At 71.2% G+C, this 19,257-nt stretch carries 17 protein-coding genes and 1 riboswitch; of the genes, 9 read left to right on the forward strand and 8 right to left on the reverse strand.

Annotated features, from left to right (window positions below):
* Positions 1–99 precede the first annotated feature (99 nt).
* Together ctaD and WBN91_RS13495 are read right to left on the reverse strand one after the other, a co-directional pair.
* Positions 100–1,881, reverse strand: a complete 1,782-nt coding sequence (ctaD, locus tag WBN91_RS13490; RefSeq protein WP_337724278.1) for an aa3-type cytochrome oxidase subunit I — start codon at positions 1,879–1,881, stop codon at positions 100–102.
* A gap of 75 nt (positions 1,882–1,956) precedes the next feature.
* Positions 1,957–2,769, reverse strand: coding sequence for a slipin family protein (locus WBN91_RS13495; RefSeq protein WP_337724279.1), 813 nt, complete (start codon positions 2,767–2,769; stop codon positions 1,957–1,959).
* A gap of 95 nt (positions 2,770–2,864) precedes the next feature.
* On the opposite strand from WBN91_RS13495, the gene mshC reads away from it, so the two are divergent.
* Genes mshC through WBN91_RS13510 form a run of 3 tightly spaced genes read left to right on the forward strand, consistent with a single transcriptional unit; the run spans position 2,865 to position 4,639 of the window.
* On the forward strand, positions 2,865–4,103 hold the full coding sequence (gene mshC / locus WBN91_RS13500; RefSeq protein ID WP_337724280.1) for a cysteine--1-D-myo-inosityl 2-amino-2-deoxy-alpha-D-glucopyranoside ligase: 1,239 nt from the start codon (positions 2,865–2,867) through the stop codon (positions 4,101–4,103).
* A gap of 45 nt (positions 4,104–4,148) precedes the next feature.
* Complete coding sequence (locus WBN91_RS13505) at positions 4,149–4,517, forward strand: PIG-L deacetylase family protein (RefSeq protein WP_337724281.1); 369 nt, start codon at positions 4,149–4,151, stop codon at positions 4,515–4,517.
* The gene (locus WBN91_RS13510; RefSeq protein WP_337724282.1) at positions 4,517–4,639 is read left to right on the forward strand and encodes a hypothetical protein; all 123 of its coding nucleotides are present in this window, start codon (positions 4,517–4,519) and stop codon (positions 4,637–4,639) included. The genes WBN91_RS13505 and WBN91_RS13510 overlap by 1 nt, the downstream gene beginning before the upstream one ends.
* 72 nt (positions 4,640–4,711) lie before the next feature.
* Here the strand turns inward: WBN91_RS13510 and WBN91_RS13515 are convergent, their stop codons facing one another.
* A complete protein-coding gene (locus tag WBN91_RS13515; protein WP_337724283.1) occupies positions 4,712–6,520 on the reverse strand; it encodes a S8 family peptidase in 1,809 nt (602 codons plus the stop codon).
* 221 nt (positions 6,521–6,741) lie between these two features.
* A complete protein-coding gene (locus WBN91_RS13520) occupies positions 6,742–7,230 on the reverse strand; it encodes a GbsR/MarR family transcriptional regulator (protein ID WP_337724284.1) in 489 nt (162 codons plus the stop codon).
* 93 nt (positions 7,231–7,323) lie between these two features.
* Between WBN91_RS13520 and WBN91_RS13525 the strand changes: the two genes are divergently transcribed.
* From WBN91_RS13525 to WBN91_RS13540, 4 genes are read left to right on the forward strand one after another with little or no spacing between them, the layout of a single operon-like run.
* A complete protein-coding gene (locus tag WBN91_RS13525; RefSeq protein WP_337724285.1) occupies positions 7,324–8,223 on the forward strand; it encodes an ABC transporter ATP-binding protein in 900 nt (299 codons plus the stop codon).
* Positions 8,220–9,812, forward strand: a complete 1,593-nt coding sequence (locus WBN91_RS13530; RefSeq protein ID WP_337724286.1) for an ABC transporter permease — start codon at positions 8,220–8,222, stop codon at positions 9,810–9,812. The genes WBN91_RS13525 and WBN91_RS13530 overlap by 4 nt, the downstream gene beginning before the upstream one ends.
* A gap of 43 nt (positions 9,813–9,855) precedes the next feature.
* Complete coding sequence (locus WBN91_RS13535) at positions 9,856–10,413, forward strand: ArsR/SmtB family transcription factor (RefSeq protein WP_337724287.1); 558 nt, start codon at positions 9,856–9,858, stop codon at positions 10,411–10,413.
* Positions 10,410–11,645: an MFS transporter gene (locus WBN91_RS13540; protein ID WP_337724288.1), complete on the forward strand. Its 1,236-nt coding sequence runs from the start codon at positions 10,410–10,412 to the stop codon at positions 11,643–11,645. The genes WBN91_RS13535 and WBN91_RS13540 overlap by 4 nt, the downstream gene beginning before the upstream one ends.
* 104 nt (positions 11,646–11,749) lie before the next feature.
* Here the strand turns inward: WBN91_RS13540 and WBN91_RS13545 are convergent, their stop codons facing one another.
* Together WBN91_RS13545 and WBN91_RS13550 are read right to left on the reverse strand one after the other, a co-directional pair.
* The gene (locus tag WBN91_RS13545; protein WP_337724289.1) at positions 11,750–12,868 is read right to left on the reverse strand and encodes an MFS transporter; all 1,119 of its coding nucleotides are present in this window, start codon (positions 12,866–12,868) and stop codon (positions 11,750–11,752) included.
* 6 nt (positions 12,869–12,874) lie between these two features.
* Positions 12,875–13,771, reverse strand: coding sequence for a PAC2 family protein (locus WBN91_RS13550; RefSeq protein ID WP_337724290.1), 897 nt, complete (start codon positions 13,769–13,771; stop codon positions 12,875–12,877).
* Between the two features lie 49 nt (positions 13,772–13,820).
* Here WBN91_RS13550 and metH point away from each other — a divergent pair, with 49 nt between their 5' ends.
* Together metH and WBN91_RS13560 are read left to right on the forward strand one after the other, a co-directional pair.
* Positions 13,821–17,360 (forward strand): methionine synthase, encoded by a 3,540-nt coding sequence (gene metH, locus WBN91_RS13555; protein WP_337724291.1) that lies wholly within the window; start codon positions 13,821–13,823, stop codon positions 17,358–17,360.
* A 26-nt stretch (positions 17,361–17,386) separates the two neighbouring features.
* On the forward strand, positions 17,387–18,046 hold the full coding sequence (locus tag WBN91_RS13560; protein WP_337724292.1) for an HAD family hydrolase: 660 nt from the start codon (positions 17,387–17,389) through the stop codon (positions 18,044–18,046).
* Between the two features lie 42 nt (positions 18,047–18,088).
* Here the strand turns inward: WBN91_RS13560 and WBN91_RS13565 are convergent, their stop codons facing one another.
* Positions 18,089–18,844: a CbtA family protein gene (locus WBN91_RS13565; RefSeq protein ID WP_337724293.1), complete on the reverse strand. Its 756-nt coding sequence runs from the start codon at positions 18,842–18,844 to the stop codon at positions 18,089–18,091.
* A 10-nt stretch (positions 18,845–18,854) separates the two neighbouring features.
* The gene (locus tag WBN91_RS13570) at positions 18,855–19,040 is read right to left on the reverse strand and encodes a CbtB-domain containing protein (RefSeq protein WP_337724294.1); all 186 of its coding nucleotides are present in this window, start codon (positions 19,038–19,040) and stop codon (positions 18,855–18,857) included.
* Positions 19,041–19,071: 31 nt separating this feature from the next.
* Positions 19,072–19,247, reverse strand: a riboswitch (cobalamin riboswitch).
* Between the last annotated feature and the right edge of the window lie 10 nt (positions 19,248–19,257).

The raw sequence follows: 19,257 nt of genomic DNA on the forward strand, positions 1-19,257 counted from the left end.
TGGGGGAACCGAGGCCCTCCACTTGTAGGTAACACCTACCGCGCGCTCCGCGCGCGAAGACCGCGCTGCGCGCGCCAGAAGCTGGGTGTCCGCTAGCGGTCAGTCCTGGTCGTCCTTGTCGGTGGTTTTGATGTCTCTGTCGGTCGACGCCAAGGCCTTCTCCGTGGCCACATCGGGCTGCACCCGGTGCTTGCCGGGCTTGGTGATCGAGAAGTGCGCCTCCTCCCGCATCCGTTCCACCATGTGCGGGTAGTGCAGTTCGAACGCGGGGCGTTCCGAGCGGATGCGGGGGAGTTCGGTGAAGTTGTGTCGGGGCGGAGGGGAGGAGGTTGCCCACTCCAGGGAGTTGCCGAAGCCCCACGGGTCGTCGGCGTTGGCCGGGTCGCCGAAGCGGTAGCTGCGGAAGACGTTCCACACGAAGGGCAGGACCGAGGCGCCCAGCAGGAATGCGCCGATGGTGGAGATGGTGTTCATCGTGGTGAAGCCGTCGCCGGGCAGGTAGTCCGCGTAGCGGCGGGGGAAGCCGATGTTGCCCAGCCAGTGCTGGATGAGGAACGTCAGGTGGAAGCCGATGAACGTGGTCCAGAAGTGCAGTTTGCCCAGTGGCTCGTTGAGCATTCGGCCGGTCATCTTCGGGAACCAGAAGTAGATGCCGGCGTAGGTGGCGAACACGATCGTGCCGAACAGCACGTAGTGGAAGTGGGCGACCACGAAGTAGGTGTCCGTCACGTGGAAGTCCACCGGGGGCGAGGCGAGCAGGATGCCGGTCAGGCCGCCCAGCAGGAACGTGATCAGGAAGCCGACGCTGAACAGCATCGGTGTCTCGAACGACAGCTGGCCCCGCCACATGGTGCCGATCCAGTTGAAGAACTTGATGCCGGTCGGCACGGCGATCAGGAACGTCATCAGCGAGAAGAACGGCAGCAGGACGGCCCCGGTGGCGAACATGTGGTGCGCCCACACCGCCACCGACAGCGCGGCGATGGCGAAGGTGGCGAACACCAACCCCTTGTAGCCGAACAGCGGTTTGCGGCTGAACACCGGGAAGATCTCGCTGACGATGCCGAAGAACGGCAGCGCGACGATGTACACCTCGGGGTGGCCGAAGAACCAGAACAGGTGCTGCCACAGGATCACGCCGCCGTTGGCCGGGTCGAACACGTGCGCGCCCAGGTGGCGGTCGGCGGCCAGGCCCATCAGCGCCGCGGTGAGGATCGGGAAGGCCAGCAGGATCAGGATGCTGGTGACGAAGATGTTCCAGGTGAAGATCGGCATCCGGAACATGGTCATGCCGGGCGCGCGCAGGCAGCACACCGTGGTCGCCATGTTCACGCCGCCGAGGATGGTGCCCAGGCCGGACACCGCCAGGCCCATGATCCACAGGTCCGCGCCCACGCCGGGGGAGTGCACGGCCGAGGTCAGCGGGGTGTAGGCGGTCCAGCCGAAGTCGGCCGCGCCGCCGGGGGTCATGAAGCTCGCGACCACCATCGTGCCGCCGAACAGGAACAGCCAGTACGAGAAGGCGTTCAGGCGCGGGAACGCGACGTCCGGCGCGCCGATCTGGAGCGGCAGGATGTAGTTGGCGAACCCGAACAGGATCGGCGTCGCGTACAGCAGCAGCATGATCGTGCCGTGCATGGTGAACAGCTGGTTGTACTGCTCGGTCGACAGGAACTGGAGCCCCGGCCGCGCCAGCTCGCCCCGGATGAGCAGCGCCATCAGGCCGCCGATCATGAAGAACGCGAACGACGTGGTCAGGTAGAGCAGCCCGATCTGCTTCGGGTCGGTGGTCTTGAACAGCGCGAGCAGCGCGGCGCCCTTGGGGCGTCGGCGGGCGGCACCCGGATGGGTGATGACGGGTTCCGGCTTGAGCGCGGTCATGACCGCCTCCCTCGTCCGACGGTGGTCCCGGGAGCCGGTCTCATGGTCCACCCGCCGGGGCGTACCGGCAATCGCTCAGCCGGGCAGCTGCTCGGGTTCCGGCTCCGGCTCACCCGGTGTGACCTGCTGCGTGATGTGGTCCGACGCGCGTTCGAGGAACCTCAGCAGCTCGACCGGGAAGGGCAGCACCAGGGTCGAGTTCTTCTCCGCGGCCACCTCGACGATGGTCTGGAGGAGCCGCAGTTGGAGCGCGGCGGGCGTGTCGGCCATGCGGGCCGCCGCCTCGGACAGCTTCAGCGAGGCCTGCAACTCGCCGTCGGCGGTGATGACGCGGGCGCGCCGCTCGCGCTCGGCCTCCGCCTGCCGCGACATGGACCGCTTCATGCTCTCGGGCAGGGCGACGTCCTTGATCTCCACCCGGTCGATGTCGATGCCCCACGACACGGCCGGGTTGTCGATCATCAACTCCAGGCCCTGGTTGAGCCGCTCCCGGTTGGACAGCAGGTCGTCCAGCTCGCTCTTGCCGATGATCGAGCGCAGGGAGGTCTGCGCGACCTGGAGCATGGCGAACCGGTAGTCCTCGACCGTGACGACCGCCCGCACCGGGTCCACGACCTTGAAGTACACGACCGCGTCCACCCGGACGGTGACGTTGTCGCGGGTGATGCCGTCCTGCGCCGGGATGGGCAGGGTGACGATTTGGAGGTTCACCTTCTTGAGCCGGTCCACGCCCGGCACGATCATGGTCAACCCCGGCCCCCGCGGCGCCTGCTGCACGCGCCCGAACCGGAACACCAGGCCTTGCTCGAACTGCTTGATCACGCGGGCCGAGGACGCCAGGCCCAGCGCGGCCAGCCCGAGGACGCCGATGACGATGTCGAGGATCATCGCGATCATCTCCCACGACCAGGTGCTGTTCAGGGTACGCCCGCCAGTCCCGCCAGGCGGACGTCCGCTTGGCCGCTCGGGTTAGGGTCGATCCCATGCAGACCTGGTCATCGATCCCAGTCCCGCGCCTCGCGGGCGAGCCGCGCCCGCTGCGGCTGCACGACACGGCCACCGGCGAGGTCCGACCGACCGCCCCCGGTGACACCGCCAGGCTGTACGTCTGCGGCATCACCCCCTACGACGCGACCCACCTGGGCCACGCCGCGACCTACCTGACCTTCGACCTGGTGCACCGGGTGTGGCTGGACAACGGCCACGACGTGCACTATGTGCAGAACGTCACCGACATCGACGACCCGCTGCTGGAGCGGGCGGAGCGCGACCAGGACGACTGGGTGGTCCTGGGCATGCGCGAGACCGCCCTGTTCCGCGAGGACATGGTGGCGCTGCGGGTGCTGCCGCCCCGCCAGTACGTCGGGGCCGTCGAGTCGATCCCCGAGGTGGTGGAGGCGGTGGCGAAGCTGCTCGCCGACGGCGCCGCCTACCGGGTGGACGACCCGCAGTACCCGGACGTGTACTTCGACCACGCGGCGACCGGCCGGTTCGGCTACGAGTCGAACTACGACGTGGAGACGATGTCGCGGTACTTCGCCGAGCGCGGCGGCGACCCGGACCGCGCCGGCAAGCGCCACCCGCTGGACGCCCTGCTGTGGCGCGTCGCTCGACCGGGCGAACCGTCGTGGCCCTCGGAGCTGGGCGACGGGCGTCCGGGCTGGCACATCGAGTGCAGCGCCATCGCGTTGAACCGCCTGGGCGCGGGCTTCGACGTGCAGGGCGGCGGCTCGGACCTGATCTTCCCGCACCACGAGTTCAGCGCCGCGCACGCCGAGGCGCTGACCGGGGAGCACCCGTTCGCGCGGCACTACGTGCACGCGGGCATGATCGGCCTGGACGGCGAGAAGATGTCCAAGTCGCGCGGCAACCTGGTGTTCGTGTCGAAGCTGCGCGCGCAGCACGTCGACCCGGGCGCGATCCGGCTCGCGCTGTTCGCCGGCCACTACCGCAGCGACCGGCCGTGGAGCGACGAGTTGCTGGCGGCGGCCAACGCGCGCCTGGACACCTGGCGTCGGGCGGCGGCTTTGTCGTCCGGTCCGTCCGCGGTGGACACCGTGGCCCGCCTGCGTGACCACCTGGGCAACGACCTCGACACGCCCTCGGCCTTGACGGCGCTGGACGCGTGGGCGGACGCGGCGCTGTCGTCGGGTGGTTCCGACGAGTCGGCCCCGGGCCTGTTCCGCGACGCCGTGGACGCCCTGCTGGGCGTGGAGCTGTAGGTCCTCCGGTGGTCGGGTGGCGCCGCCGGTGCCACCCTGGCCGCCATGCCGACGTTCGCGTACGTGGTCGCCCACCCCGACGACGACGCCTACGGCGCGGCGGGCACGGTCGCCTTGCATGCACGCGACCCGGACTTCCGGTTCGTGCTGGTCCACGCGACAGACGGCGAGGCCGGGGACATCCGCGAGGGCTTCCCGGCCACGTGGGAGACCCTGGGCGCGGTGCGGCGGGCCGAGTGCGCGGCGGCGTGGCGGGCGGTGGGCCGGGTGCCCGACCGGCACGAGTGGCTGGGCTTTCCGGACGGCGGGCTGGCGGACGTGCCGTTCGAACGATCGGCGTGGCGGTGGACTGCCGCCCGGTCGCCTCCCGCATCGTCGCCGGCCTGCGCGAACACCGCAGCCAACTGCACGTGATGTCCGACGACCCCGACAACACCGATCAGTGGGAACGCCGCGTGAGCCGCGAGTGGCACGTCATCGCCTGGCCGGCCCACGACGGTCCGGTGCTGACCGATGTCTTCGCGGGCCTTTCATGACCTAGACCTGCGGAAAGGCCGCCCGCGTGAGGAGCGGACGGCCTTTCCGGTGAAGCTGGGGTCAAGCCCGGGTCACACGTCCAGCGTCCAGCTGTCGATGCGGCCGGTGTCGATGGCGGCCTGGTCGCGAACGCGCAGCTTCCAGGTGCCGGCGGCCGTCTCCGAGGAGGCGTTCACCGTGTAGGTGCGGTTGATGTTGTCCGCACTGCCGCCAGCGCGGTTGTGCAGGTTGTAGACGGTGCCGTCCGGCGCCACCAGGTCGACGATCAGGTCGCCGATGTAGGTGTGCACGATGCTGACCGTCACCTGCGTGGTCGACGAGGCGGTGCCCGCGCAGTTGAGCGAGATCGGGCTGTTGACGTCGGAGAAGTCGCCGATCGCCACGTCCGTGCCGTTGGTCACCGGGTCGCAGCCGGTGCCGGGCTCGCGGATGGTCCACGTGAAGGTGGCGCTACCGGTGCGCGACGCCGAGTCCGTCACGGTCACGGTCACGTTGTAGGTGCCCGCGGTGGTGGGGGTGCCGGAGACCGTGCCGTTGGACGCGCCGGTCAGGCCGGCCGGCAGGCCCGAGAAGGCGAACGTGTACGGCGGGGTGCCGCCGGAGGCCGTCACGGTCAGGTTGACCGCCGTGCCCACCGTGCCGTTCTGGTTGCCCGGGTTGTTCACCGAAGGGCCGCTCGGGGTGCCGCCGCCGACGAACAGCAGCTTGTTCGGCGAGCCCGTGCCGGGGCTGGTGATCTTGCCCGAGGTGGCCGCGTTCACCAGCGCGGTCTCCACGGCCGAGGGGGTCGCGGTCGGGTTGCTCGACAGGTACAGCGCCGCCGCGCCCGCCACGTGCGGCGAGGCCATCGACGTGCCGGAGATGGTGTTGGTCGCCGAGTCGCTGGTGTGCCACGCCGACGTGATGTTCTGGCCCGGCGCGAAGATGTCCGTGCAGGTGCCGAAGTTGGAGAACGACGCCCGCGCGTCGGTGTTGGTGGACGCGTTGGTGCTGATCGCCTCGGCCACCCGCGCCGGCGAGTAGTTGCACGCGTTGGCGTTGGAGTTGCCCGACGCGACGGCGTAGGTGATGCCCGCCGCGACCGAGTTGCGCACCGCGTTGTCCAGCGCGGTGTCCGCGCCGCCGCCCAGCGACATGTTCGCCACGGCCGGCTTGACGGCGTTCTGGGTCACCCAGTTGACGCCGTTGACGACGCCCGCGGTGGTGCCGGAGCCCTGGCAGTTGAGCACCTTCACCGCGATGAGCTTGACCTCCTTGGCCACGCCGTGCGCGGTGCCGCCGACGGTGCCCGCCACGTGGGTGCCGTGGCCGTTGCAGTCGGTGTTGTTGCTGTCGACGGTGTTGGTGCCCCAGGTGGCGCGCCCGCCGAAGTCCTGGTGGGTGGTCCGGATGCCCGTGTCGATGATGTAGGCGCGGACGTTGCTCGCCGTGTTCGGGTAGGTGTAGCTGCTGTCCAGCGGCAGGTTCTGCTGGTCGATGCGGTCCAGGCCCCACGACGGCGGGTTGGTCTGCGTCCCGGTGAGGTGGATCGGCAGGTCGGCCTGCACGTACTGCACGCGCGGGTCGGCGGCGAGCCGGCGCGCCTGGGTGGCCGACAGGTCCGTGGCGTGGAAGCCGTTGAGGGCGTGCTGCCAGGCGACCTGGACCTTGCCGCCGTACTTGCCGACCAGGGCGCTCGCGGTGTCCGCCGAGGCGGAGCGGGGCGAGGCGCCGTCGCGCAGGACCACGACGTACGAGCCGGCGATGGCGTCGGCGCGGTCCGCGGCCAGCACGTCGGCCTCGGCCGAGGCCACGCCGACGTTGCCGAACGCGAGGGTCACGGCTGTTATGCCGGCCAGGCCGAGCACGGCCGTCCTTCTGGTGGTGCGGGCGTCTCCCATAGCAGGGTTCTCCCTAAGGGCAGGGTCGCTCGTCCGTCTCGGCTGGTGAGCCGGACGGAGGAGCGGTGCAGGGTTGGGGACGTTCGCGCGAACGGGGTGAAGCCGACCTGGTCACATGCATGGTCGGGACAAAACCCGGCGGCGAACAGCGCCGCACGGCGTAATCAGGGTGCCGCCAACACCACTCGAAAGAGTGAAACCGCAGGTAAACAGGTTCACGGTCAGGAGTTAAAGCGCTCGTCGCGGTAGACCCGCCACCGTTCGAGCATCCCGGACAGCTCCTGGTGGAAGAACTGGAAGAACGCGAGGGTCTCCTCGATGCGCCGACCGGCCGCCGAGTCGCCGCCGAGCACCTCGATGCCCTCCTTCAGCGGTCCCTCCCAGCGGGCCAGCTGCTGGTCGCGGCGGAAGATCGCCTCGTACCAGACGTCGTCGTAGACCCGGTAGACGTCCCGGCGGGTGCCGGTCTCGCGCTCGCGGCTGACCAGGCCGATCTGGGTCAGGTAGCGCACGGCGCCGGAGATCGCGGCGGGGGAGACCCGCAGCAGGTCGGCCAGCTCGGCGGCGGTGCACGTGCCCTCGTCGGAGGCGAGCAGGGCGACGAACACGCGCGCGGGCATCCTCGGCATGCCCGACTCGGCGAAGGCCGCCGCGAAGCGTTCGATGAAGCGCAGCACCGCCTGTTCGTCCCGCTCACTCACCTGGGTCACCGCCGCATCCTGCCTTCCGCCGCCACGAACGGGTGGCAGTTTATACGCTTCCTTAACTTCACGAGTTTGTGAATCGACTGTAACTTACCGCCCATGACAGCTGCGATATCCGTGTCGGGCCTGGTCAAGACCTTCGGCCCGACACGAGCACTGGACGGGTTGGACCTGACCGTCCGCGAGGGGGAGGTGCACGGCTTCCTCGGCCCCAACGGGTCGGGCAAGTCGACCACCATCCGGGTCCTGTTGGGACTGCTGCGCGCCGACGCCGGCACCGCCACCCTGCTGGGCGGCGACCCGTGGCGGGACGCGGCGGCCCTGCACCGCCGCCTGGCCTACGTGCCCGGCGACGTCAGCCTGTGGCCGAACCTGACCGGCGGCGAGGTCATCGACCTGCTCGGCCGGCTGCGCGGCGGCCTGGACGAGAAGCGCCGCAAGGTGCTGCTCGACCGGTTCGAACTGGACCCGCGCAAGAAGGGCCGCACCTACTCCAAGGGCAACCGGCAGAAGGTGGCGCTGGTCGCGGCGCTGGCCTCGGACGTCGAACTGCTCATCCTGGACGAGCCGACGTCCGGGCTGGACCCGCTGATGGAGGCGGTCTTCCAGGAGGCGGTCGAGGAGGAGCGCGGCCGGCGGACCGTGCTGCTGTCCAGCCACATCCTGGCCGAGGTCGAGGCGCTGTGCGACCGGGTCAGCATCATCCGCAACGGCCGCACGGTCGAGTCCGGCACGCTGGCCGAGTTGCGGCACCTGACCCGCACCAGCGTGTCCGCCGAACTCGCCGGCGCGCCCAACGGCCTGGCGGCCCTGCCCGGGGTGCACGACCTGAAGGTCGACGGGCAGCGGGTCCGGTTCGAAGTGGACACCGACCACCTCGACCAGGCGTTGCGCGCGTTGGTGTCCTCGGGTGTGCGGACGTTGACCAGCCAGCCGCCGACGTTGGAAGAGCTGTTCCTGCGCCACTACGAGGACGAGACGCCGAAGGTGTCGTCATGACCGGCACCCTCGCCCTGCTCCGGCTGGCGCTGCGGCGCGACCGGCTCTTGTTGCCGGTCTGGGTGATCGGCCTGGTCGGCATCACGCTGTCCACCGCCTCCGCGATGGGCGAGCTGTACGGCACGGAGGCGCTGCGGCAGCAGATCGGAGTGACGGCCGGTTCCAACCCGGCCTTCCTGGCCATGCTCGGCCCGATCTACGACTACACCACCATCGGCGGCATCCTCGCCTGGCGGTGGGGCGTGTTCGGCGCGCTGCTCATCGCGCTGATGGCGATGTTCCTGGTCACCCGGCACACCCGCGCCGAGGAGGAGACCGGTCGGCTGGAGCTCATCGGGTCCACGGTCACCGGGCGGCACGCGCCGCTGGCCGCCGCCGTGCTGCTGTCGGCGTTGGCGAGCCTGCTCATCGGCGTGCTGATCGCGGTGGGTCTGATCGGGCTGGGTGAGGGCGCGTCCGGCTCGTTCGCGCTCGGTCTGGCGTTCACCTCCGCCGGGTGGGTGTTCACCGGGGTCGGCGCGGTCGCCGCGCAGCTCACCGAGAGCTCCCGCACCGGCAACGCCATCGCGGGCGGCGTGCTGGGGGTGGCCTACCTGCTGCGCGCGGTGGGCGACGCGGCCGGCGACGCGGGTCCGCAGTGGCTGACCTGGCTGTCACCGCTGGGGTGGGTCGAGTTGGTGCAGGCGTTCGCGGACGATCGCTGGTGGGTGCTGGGGTTGTCGGTTCTGCTCACCGTGGTGCTGGTGGGCGCGGCGGCGGTGCTGGTGGCGGGGCGCGACCTGACCGCCGGCCTGCTGCCCACGCGCCTCGGACCGGCGCGCGCCCCGGCGTCGCTGGGCAGCGCGTTCGGCCTGGCCTGGCGGTTGCAGCGGGGGATGCTGCTGGGCTGGACGCTGAGCCTGTTCGTGCTGGGCGCGGTCTACGGGGCGGTCGCGCGGGCCGTCGAGGACATGCTCAAGGCCAACCCGGCGCTGGAGAAGGTGATGTCCCAGCTGGGCGGGTCCGGGCAGATCGTGGACGTCTACCTGGCCTCGATCCTGGGCATCATCGGCTTGTTCAGCGCGATCTACGTGGTGCAGGCGGTCCTGCGGCTGCGTGCCGAGGAGGCCGACTTCCGCGCCGAACCCGTGCTGGCCACCTCCGTGCGGCGGCTGTCCTGGGTGGCGAGTCACGTCGTGTTCGCGACGCTGGGCGTGGCCGTGGTGCTGGCCGCCGCGGGTCTGGGCGCGGGGCTCGTGCACGGCGCTCGGGTCGGCGACGTGGGTGGACAGGTCGCGCGCCTGGTCGGGTCGGCGCTGGCGCACGTGCCCGCCGTGTGGGTGGTCGCGGGCATCGCGCTGCTGCTGTTCGGGCTGTTCCCCAAGCTCGCGTCGATGAGCTGGGCGTTCCTGGTGGCGTTCTTGGTGCTCGGCCAGCTCGGGCCACTGCTGGACCTGGACCAGTGGGCGCTGGACCTCTCGCCGTTCACGCACATCCCGAAGGTGCCCGGCGCGGACCTCGCTGCGACGCCGCTGGTGTGGCTCACCGTCGTGGCGGCGGCCTTCGTGGCGGTCGGGATCGGCGGGTTCCGGCGGCGCGACATCGGTTGAAAGAAGTCTTTCGAAAGAACTCTTTCAGGTATACCGTCGGGGCATGGAGCTCCCCAGGCCCCGACGGGTCACCGACGTCGACGCGTTGAAGGCGCTGGCCCACCCGTTGCGGGTGTCGCTGGTGCAGCACCTGCTCGCGGTCGGTCCGCGCACGGCCAGCGAGTGCGCCGCCGAGGTCGGCTCGACCGCCTCCAATTGCAGTTGGCACCTGCGGCAGCTGGCGAAGTACGGGTTCGTCGAGCGGGTCGAGGCGGCCGGCGGGCGGGAACGGCCCTGGCGGGCCACCGACGTCGGCCTGGACGTCGGCGCGTTCGACGACGACCCGGCCGTGCGGACCCAGCAGGACGCGCTGGTCGCGTTGCAGCTCAACGAGGACAACCGGCTCGCGCAGCGGTTCCTGGACCGGCAGCACGACCTGCCCGAGGAGTGGCGGCAGGCCGCCGCCATGCACGGCTACACGGTCAACGTCACCGCCGAGGAGCTGACCGGGCTGCTGGGCATGATCGACGACATCCTGCGCCCGTACCTCACGCCGCTGCGCGCCGACGTGCCCGAGGACGCGCGGCCGGCCCACATCGGACTGCGGGCGTTCCCGCGGTGACCGGGCCACTGGGGGTGCCCGCGTTCCGCCGTCTGCTGCTCGCGGCGTTCGTGTCGGAGGTGGGGGACTGGGTGCTGCTGGTCGCCCTGCCCGTGTACGTCTACCAGCGCACCGGCTCGATCGGGTCGACCGCGACGACGTTCGTGGTGGCGTTGCTGCCGAGCCTGGTGCTGTCGCCGGTGGCGGGCGTGCTCGCGGACCGGTGGGACCGGCGGCGGCTCATGCTCGGCGTGACCCTGGCCCAGGCGGTGGCTCTGCTGCCGCTGCTGACCGGCGACCTGGTCCTGGTCAACGTCGTGATGGCGGTGCAGGCGGCGCTGGCCGCGCTGTTCGAACCCTCCCGCGGCGCGTTGGTGCCGGAGGTGGTCGGGCGCGACCAGGTGGCCGCCGCCAACGGGCTGGTGGGTCTGGGTGCCAACCTCTCCCGCCTGGTCGGCGCCTCGCTCGGCGGTCTGGTGCTCGCCTGGGGTGGGCTGCCGGCTGTGCTGTGGGTGGACGCGGTCTCGTTCGTGCTGGCGGCGGCGTTGTTGGTGCGGCGGTTCCCGGTGGAGGCGGTCCGATCGGCGACCGAGCGCCCGTGGCGGGCGTGGGTGGACGGGCTGCGCGCGATCCGGGGGCCGTTGCGCGGGATGGTCGCCGTGGTGGGGCTGATGGCGGTCGGCCAGGGCATGTTCATGGTGCTGTTCGTGGTGTTCGTGACCGACCGGCTCGGCGGTGGGGAGGCCGAGGTGGGCCTGTTGCGCGGGGTCCAGGCGATCGGCGGGTTGGCTGGCGGCGCGGTGGTCGGGTGGCTCGCGCGGCGGTTCTCGGCGTGGTCGCTCCTGGGGTGGTCGTTGGTGGCGTTCGCGGGGGTCGCCGCGACCGGCTGGAACGGCGTGCACGTGACCACGGCGTTCGGGTTCTACCTGGCGGTGTTCGTGGTGTGCGGAGCGCCGGGCGTGGTGGCCGGCGCGGGCATGATGTCGGTGCTGCAACTCCACACCTCGGACACGCTCCGTGGTCGGGTGCTGGCCACCTTCCTCAGCCTCTACGACGGCTTCCAGGCACTCGGCATGGTGCTGGCCGGCGTCCTCGCCGCCCCGTTCGGCTTGAGCACGCTGTTGAACACGCAAGCGGCCCTCTACCTTGGCGCGGGCCTGTTGGTGCTGCTCAGAGTGGGTGTCCCAGAGGTCAGCGGCCTTGATAGAGCCAGGGTCTCAGCCATCGGTGAAAAGCACGTTTACGATCCGTGAGTTCGGCTGATCGACCGCCGCGAGCAAGCCCTGTGCGGCATCACCACCGGCCGGCGCGGTGGCCTGACCACCGGCAACCACAGCGCCGACCCGATCGGCATCAACTAGTCGCCCCGAGGTCGCCCCGCCACCACCAGCGGCGGGGCGACCGCCGCGACCAGGGCAGACGGCACGAGGAACGCCGTCGCCGGGTCCAGGTGGTAGAGCGGGACGAACGCCAGCGGTGAGGTCGCGCCGCCCAGGAACCGGAACGACTGGAGCACCGACACCGCGCCACCCCGGTTGTCGCCCCGCAGCACCACGGCGTTGAGCCCGACGATCACCTGCTGGCTGAACGCGCCCGCCAACGCCCACAGCGCCCCCACCGCGACCAGGCTGGGCAGCAAACCCACCAGCGCCAGCAGCGCCGCGCCCACCAGCGCGCCCAGCAGCACGCAGCGGCGGGCGCCGACGTGGTCGATCAGCCACCCGGTGAGCCGCGCGGTCAGAATCGAGACGACCCCGAACCCGGTCAGCACCAGCCCGCGCTGCCCGGACCCGAGCCCGAACTCGTCCCCGAGCCGCAACGCGACCAGGAAGCTCAACCCGCCCAGGCACCCCCACCCGACGAACCCCACCACCGCGAGCCGGACCACAGCCGGTCGCCAGGCACTGCCCAGGCTCGGTTTGTCCCGTTTGGGCGGGTCGGCCGGCAACCCCGCCGCGGCCAACGCCGCCGCCACGACCGCCGCCCCGACGAACGCCCACCGCCACGACACCTCGGCCGCCAGCCCTCCGACCAGCGGCGCGGACGTCTGCCCGGCCGCCTGCATCGACGCGAACACGCCCAGCGCGCGACCCAGGCGTTCCTTCGGCGTGATCGCCGCGATGGCGGCCAACAGCAGCGGCGTGGTGAACGCGTTGGCCGCGCCTTGCAGCGCCCGCGCGCCCATGAGCAGCGGGAACGTCCACGACGCGGCACACAGAGCGGACGCGGCGGCGTAGACGACGTAGGCGGTCCGGACCGTGCGACGGGCGCCCCACCGTTCGCCGAGCGTGCCGGAGACCAGCATGAACCCGGCGAACGGCAGCAGGTACCCGGTGAGGGTCGCGGCGGCCGACCCGGCGGACACGCCGAAGTCGGCCCCGATCTCGGGTAGGACCGACGAGGTCAGCGCCCCGCCGAACGGCCCGAGGAACCCGCCGGCGTACAGGCCGCCGACCGCCAGTCGGCGCCGGTCCACGGCGGGTCAGAGCCCGGTCGGACCCCGACCCGGCCCGCGGCCCCGGCGGCGCAGGTAGCGCTCGAACTCCGCCGCGATGGCGTCGCCGCTGGCCTCGGTGATCTGGATCTCCGCGTCGCCGCGTTCCTCCAGCGCCCGGACGTAGTTGCGCACGTCCTCGTCCTCGTCGGCCATCTCGCTGACCGTGCGCTCCCACTCCTCGGCCTGCTCGGGCAGCGCGCCCAGCGGCACCTCGACGTCCAGCACCTCCTCCACCCGGTGCAGCAGCGCCAAGGTGGCCTTCGGCGACGGGGGCTGGGACACGTAGTGCGGCACGGCCGCCCAGAACGAGATCGCCGGCACGCCCGCCTGCACGCACAGGTCCTGGAACACGCCCACGATGCCCGTCGGACCCTCGTACCTCGAACGTTCCAACCCGTACTTGGCCGCCGCCGCCGCGTCGTAGGCGGTGCCGGTCACGGGCACGGGCCGGGTGTGCGGGGTGTCCATGAGCAGCGCGCCGAGGGTCACCACGGTGGTGATGCCGAGGTTCTCGATGTGGCCCAGGAGTTCGCCGGCGAACTTCCGCCACCGCATGTTCGGTTCGATGCCGTGCACGAGCACCACGTCGGTGGAGGACCCCGGCGGGCGGCACACGGTGAGCCGGGTGGTCGGGAATTCCACCCTTCGGGTGACGCCGTCCACCATGCGGACGGTGGGGCGCGTCACCTGGAAGTCGTAGTAGTCGTCCGGATCGATCTCCGCGAGCGGTTGCGCGTCCCAGGTCAGTTGGAGGTGCTCGATCGCCGTGCTGGCAGCGTCTCCAGCGTCGTTCCACCCCTCGAACGCCGCCACCATGATCGGGTTGGTGAGCGGTTTCGCAGGGTCGAAAGGGGTCTTGGCGGCCTGGTCCGGATCGGTCACCGGGTCAGCCTACGACCACCGGCGCGCACCCACGCCGTAGGCTTGGCCCATGCCCGATCGTGTCTCGTCGCCTTTCCTGGACGCCTTGGCCGACCGCGTGGTCGTGGCGGACGGCGCGATGGGCACGATGCTCCAGGCCGTCGACCTGACAATGGACGACTTCGCAGGTCACGACGGGTGCAACGAGATCTTGAACGTGACCAGGCCGGACGTCGTGCGGCAGGTCCACCGGGGCTACCTGGACGCCGGCGCGGACGCCGTGGAGACCAACACCTTCGGGGCGAACCTCGCCAACCTGGCCGAGTACGGCATCGAGGAGAGGATCTTCGAGCTGTCCCGCGCGGGCGCCGCGCTGGCCCGCGAGGTCGCCGACGAGTTCGCCGAACCGAACCGTCCTCGCTTCGTCTTGGGTTCGGTCGGCCCCGGCACCAAGCTGCCCACGCTCGGGCACGCCCCGTTCGCCACGCTGCGCGACGCCTACGTCGAGCAGGTGCGCGGGCTGCTGGTCGGCGGCGCGGACGTGGTGATCGTCGAGACCTCCCAGGACCTGCTCCAGACCAAGGCCGCCGTCATCGGCGCGAAGCGCGCGATGGCCGCCGAGGGCGTCACGGTCCCGATCATCGCGCAGGTCACCGTCGAGACCACCGGCACGATGCTGCTCGGCTCGGAGATCGGCGCGGCGCTCAACGCCCTCGAACCGCTGGGCGTCGACCTGATCGGCCTGAACTGCGCCACCGGCCCCGCCGAGATGAGCGAGCACCTGCGGCAACTGTCCAAGCACGCCCGCATCCCGCTGTCGGTGATGCCCAACGCGGGCCTGCCCGAACTGGGGCCGCGCGGTGCGGTGTACCCGTTGACGCCGGAGGAACTGGCCGCCGCGCTGTCCGGGTTCGTCACCGAGTTCGGCGTCCGCCTGGTCGGCGGCTGCTGCGGCACCACCACCGAGCACGTCCGGCAGGTCGTGGACGCGGTGCGCGACCTGGCCCCCGCGCCCCGCAGGCCGCGCCCCGAGCCGGGCGTGTCGTCGCTCTACCAGGCCGTGCCGTTCCGCCAGGACGCCTCCGTGCTGATGATCGGCGAGCGCACCAACGCCAACGGCTCCAAGGCCTTCCGCGAGGCGATGCTGGCCGACCGGTTCGAGGACTGCGTCGAGACCGCCCGCGACCAGACCCGCGACGGCGCCCACCTGCTCGACCTCAACGTCGACTACGTGGGCCGCGACGGCGCGGCGGACATGCGCGCGCTGGCGTCCCGCCTGGCCACCGCCTCGACGTTGCCGATCATGCTGGACTCGACCGAGCCGGAGGTCCTCCAGGCCGGCCTGGAGTGCCTCGGCGGCCGGTGCGCGGTCAACTCGGTCAACTACGAGGACGGCGACGGCCCCGACTCCCGCTTCCAGCGCATCATGCGGCTGGTGTCCGAGCACGGCGCGGCCGTCGTCGGCCTGTGCATCGACGAGGAGGGCCAGGCCCGCACCGCCGAGTGGAAGGTCCGCGTCGCGGTCCGGCTGATCGAGGACCTGACCCGCAACTGGGGCGTGCGGACCAGCGACATCATCATCGACTGCCTGACCTTCCCGATCTCCACCGGCCAGGAGGAGGTCCGCCGCGACGGCCTGGAGACCATCGAGGCGATCCGCGAGCTCAAGCGCCGCTACCCCGACGTGCAGACCACGCTGGGCATCTCGAACGTGTCCTTCGGCCTCAACCCGGCCGCGCGGCAGGTGCTGAACTCGGTGTTCCTGCACGAGTGCGTGCAGGCCGGCCTGGACACCGCGATCGTGCACGCCTCCAAGATCGTGCCGATGGCGCGCATCCCCGACGAGCAGCGGGCCGTCGCGCTGGACCTGGTCTACGACCGCCGCCGTCCCGGCTACGACCCGTTGCAGCGGCTGATGGAGCTGTTCGAGGGCGTCAGCATGTCCTCGTCCAAGGCCTCGCGGGCCGAGGAGCTGGCGGCGTTGCCGCTGTTCGCGCGGCTGGAGCGGCGCATCGTCGACGGCGAGCGCAACGGCCTGGAGGCCGACCTGGACGCGGCGCTGCGCGAGCGGCCGGCGTTGCAGATCATCAACGACACCCTGCTGTCGGGCATGAAGACCGTCGGCGAGCTGTTCGGCTCCGGCCAGATGCAGCTGCCGTTCGTCCTCCAGTCCGCCGAGGTCATGAAGACCGCCGTGGCCCACCTGGAGCCACACATGGAGCGCTCGGACGACGGCGGCAAGGGCCGGATCGTGCTGGCCACGGTCAAGGGCGACGTGCATGACATCGGCAAGAACCTGGTGGACATCATCCTGTCCAACAACGGCTACGAGGTCGTGAACATCGGCATCAAGCAGCCGATCAACGCCATCCTGGAGGCCGCCGAGGAGCACCGCGCCGACGCCATCGGCATGTCCGGTCTGCTGGTCAAGTCCACGGTGGTCATGAAGGAGAACCTGGAGGAGATGAACTCGCGCGGTGTCGCCGCGCGGTGGCCGGTCCTGCTCGGCGGTGCCGCTCTGACCAGGGCTTACGTCGAGAACGACCTGACCGAGACCTACCTGGGGGACGTCCGCTACGCCCGTGACGCGTTCGAGGGCCTGCGGCTGATGGACGCGATCATGGCCGCCAAGCGCGGCGAGACGCCGCTGGTCGACCCCGAGGCCGAGCGCAAGGCCGCCGAGCGCAAGGCCCGGCGCGAGCGTTCGCTGCGCATCGCGGCGTCCCGCAAGGCCGCCGCCCCCGAGGAGCCGCCGGTGTCCGGCCGGTCGGACGTGGCGGTGGACGTGCCGATCCCGACGCCGCCGTTCTGGGGCACGCGGGTGGTCAAGGGCGTGCCGGTCGCCGAGTACTCGGCGATGCTGGACGAGCGGGCCACCTTCATGGGCCAGTGGGGGCTGCGCGGCTCGCGCGGCGACGGCCCCACCTACGAGGACCTGGTGGAGACCGAGGGCCGGCCACGCTTGCGCTACTGGCTGGACCGGCTGGCCACCGAAGGCGTGCTGGCGCACGCGGCCGTCGTCTACGGCTACTTCCCGTGCGTGGCCGAGGACGACACGCTGGTGGTGCTCTCGGAGCCCTCGATCGACGCCCCGGAACGCACCCGGTTCACCTTCCCGCGCCAGAAGCGCGACCGGCGGCTGTGCCTGGCGGACTTCTGGCGGCCCCGGTCGGCCGGCGAGGTCGACGTGATCGCGTTCCACCTGGTCACGATGGGTCAGCCGATCGCCGACTACGCCAACGAGCTGTTCGCCAAGGACTCCTACCGGGAGTACCTGGAGGTCCACGGCCTGGGCGTCCAGCTGACCGAAGCGCTGGCCGAGTACTGGCACCGCCGCATCCGTGAGGAGCTGCGCTGGCCGGACGGCGGTTCGGTGGCGGCGGAGGACCCGTCGGACGTCGAGGACTTCTTCAAGCTCGGCTACCGCGGCGCGCGCTACTCGCTGGGCTACGGCGCGTGCCCGAACATGGAGGACCGGGTCAAGGTCGTGGACCTGCTGGAACCCGGTCGGATCGGGGTCGAGCTGTCGGAGGGGTTGCAGCTGCACCCGGAGCAGTCGACGGACGCGTTCGTGGCGCACCACCCCGAGGCGAAGTACTTCAACGCGTGATGGGTGGTCGTGGAGAGAGGGGCGGCATGACCGTCGAGGCCGTGCTGTGGGACATGGACGGCACCCTGCTGGACTCGGAGAAGCTGTGGGACGTCCCGCTCTACGAGTTCGCCGAGAAGCTGGGCGGCACGCTGTCGCTGGCGACCCGGCAGGCGATGGTGGGGACCAACGTGCCGACGACGATGTCGTTGCTGTTCGCCGAGGTCGGGATCGTGCCGACGCCGGAGGAGACGGCGGACGGCGCGGCCTGGATCCTGCGGCGCACCGAGGAGGTGTTCCGGGCGGGACTGCCGTGGCGACCGGGCGCTCAGGAGGCCTTGCGGGCGGTGCGCGATTCGGGCGTTCCGATGGCGCTGGTGACCTCGACCGAACGCGGGCTGACCGAGCTCGCGCTGGACACCATCGGCCGTGAGCTGTTCGACGCCACCGTGTGCGGTGACGAGGTCGAAGGCCGCAACAAGCCTTTGCCGGACCCGTACCTGAAGGCGGCCCGACTGCTCGGCGTGGACGCGTCTCGCTGCGTCGCCATCGAGGATTCGCCGACCGGCGTGTCTTCGGCTGTCGCGGCGGGCTGCACGGTGCTGGTCGTGCCGTGCGACGTGCCGGTGCAGGCGGGGGAGCGGCGGATCTTCCGTGAGTCCCTGATCGGCGTGGACCTCGACGTGCTGGCGGCGCTGCGCGCCTGATTCCCGGTCCCGGACGGCTCAATGCCCGGGACCGGGTTCCGATCAGGCCGCCAGTGCTTGCGCGCGGGCGGTCGACTTGCGCACCGAAGGGTCGGTGAGCAGGCCGAACACCACGCCCAGGCCCAGCCACAGGGTGGCGGTTTCGGCGAGGGACGCCAGGCGGAACTGCCACAGGACGTCGCTGGGCATGTCCGCCGGGATCGGGTCCGGCGGGGCCGGGAAGGCCAGCAGGACCACCACGACACCGGTGATCGCGGCCAGCGCCACCACCGTCGAGCGGACCGGCGCGGCCAGGTGGGTCAGGCGGGAGGCCAGGTAGCTCGACCCGTAGACCACCACGAACCCCGCCGCGATGACGCCCAGGTAGAGCAGCGTCCGGTAGTCCACGGTGTCCGGGTTGCCCACCGCGGGCGGGTTGGCCGGGTACTTCACCGCGGGCAGCAGGGCCGCCGCGCCGAACGCCGCCGCGCCCAGCGTCACGCTGCGGGTGAACGGCGGGCGGTTGGTGAACCAGCGGCGGCTGCCCGCGTAGGCGGTGGCGAACAACGCGCCGATCGCCAAGCCGACGATCACCGCCGCCAGCACGCCGCCGACCATCTGAGTGCCTCGGCCGAACAGCTCGCCGTGGTCGTGCCCGCCCGATTCCGCCGCGGGTTCCGCGGCGGCACGTGCCTCCTCAACGGCCAACGCCGCCCGGATGGGCACCTCCACGACGACGAGCCCGACGAGGCCCGCCAGCAATCCGGCTATGCCGCCCGCGCCGACTCCGCGCAGCAGCACGCCCTTGTAAGTGGTCATGGTCGGGTGCCTAGTGGCACGGGACGCCGAGCGCGTGGCGCCCGTCGTGGAAGAACTCGTGCAGCGACTCGGCGGCGTGACCGAGGGCGATGCCGTTCTCCTGGAGGACGAGCCAGGTCACCATCAGCGCGACCAGCGCGACGGCATAGGCCCACCGGGGGATGGGAAGGGAAAGGTGGTGCGCGGGGCTCGTCATGACGGCCTCCTCCATACCTCGTGGAAGGTCAACAACAACTCGCGCCGCAGCCGGTCTCCTGACTCCCGGATCGACACCGTCCCCGCGTCTTCCCAGCCGCACCGTGCGACCAGTGACGTTCTCGGCGGGTTGGCTCCCCGGTCACAGTGGCGAGGACCGCGCCGGATTCCCACCGGCTTCCCGTCCACTGCGGCGCTGGAACCGTAAAGGTCCACAA

Source organism: Saccharothrix sp. CCNWYY140 (assembly GCF_037401995.1).
In the GTDB taxonomy this organism is placed as follows: Bacteria; Actinomycetota; Actinomycetes; order Mycobacteriales; family Pseudonocardiaceae; genus Actinosynnema.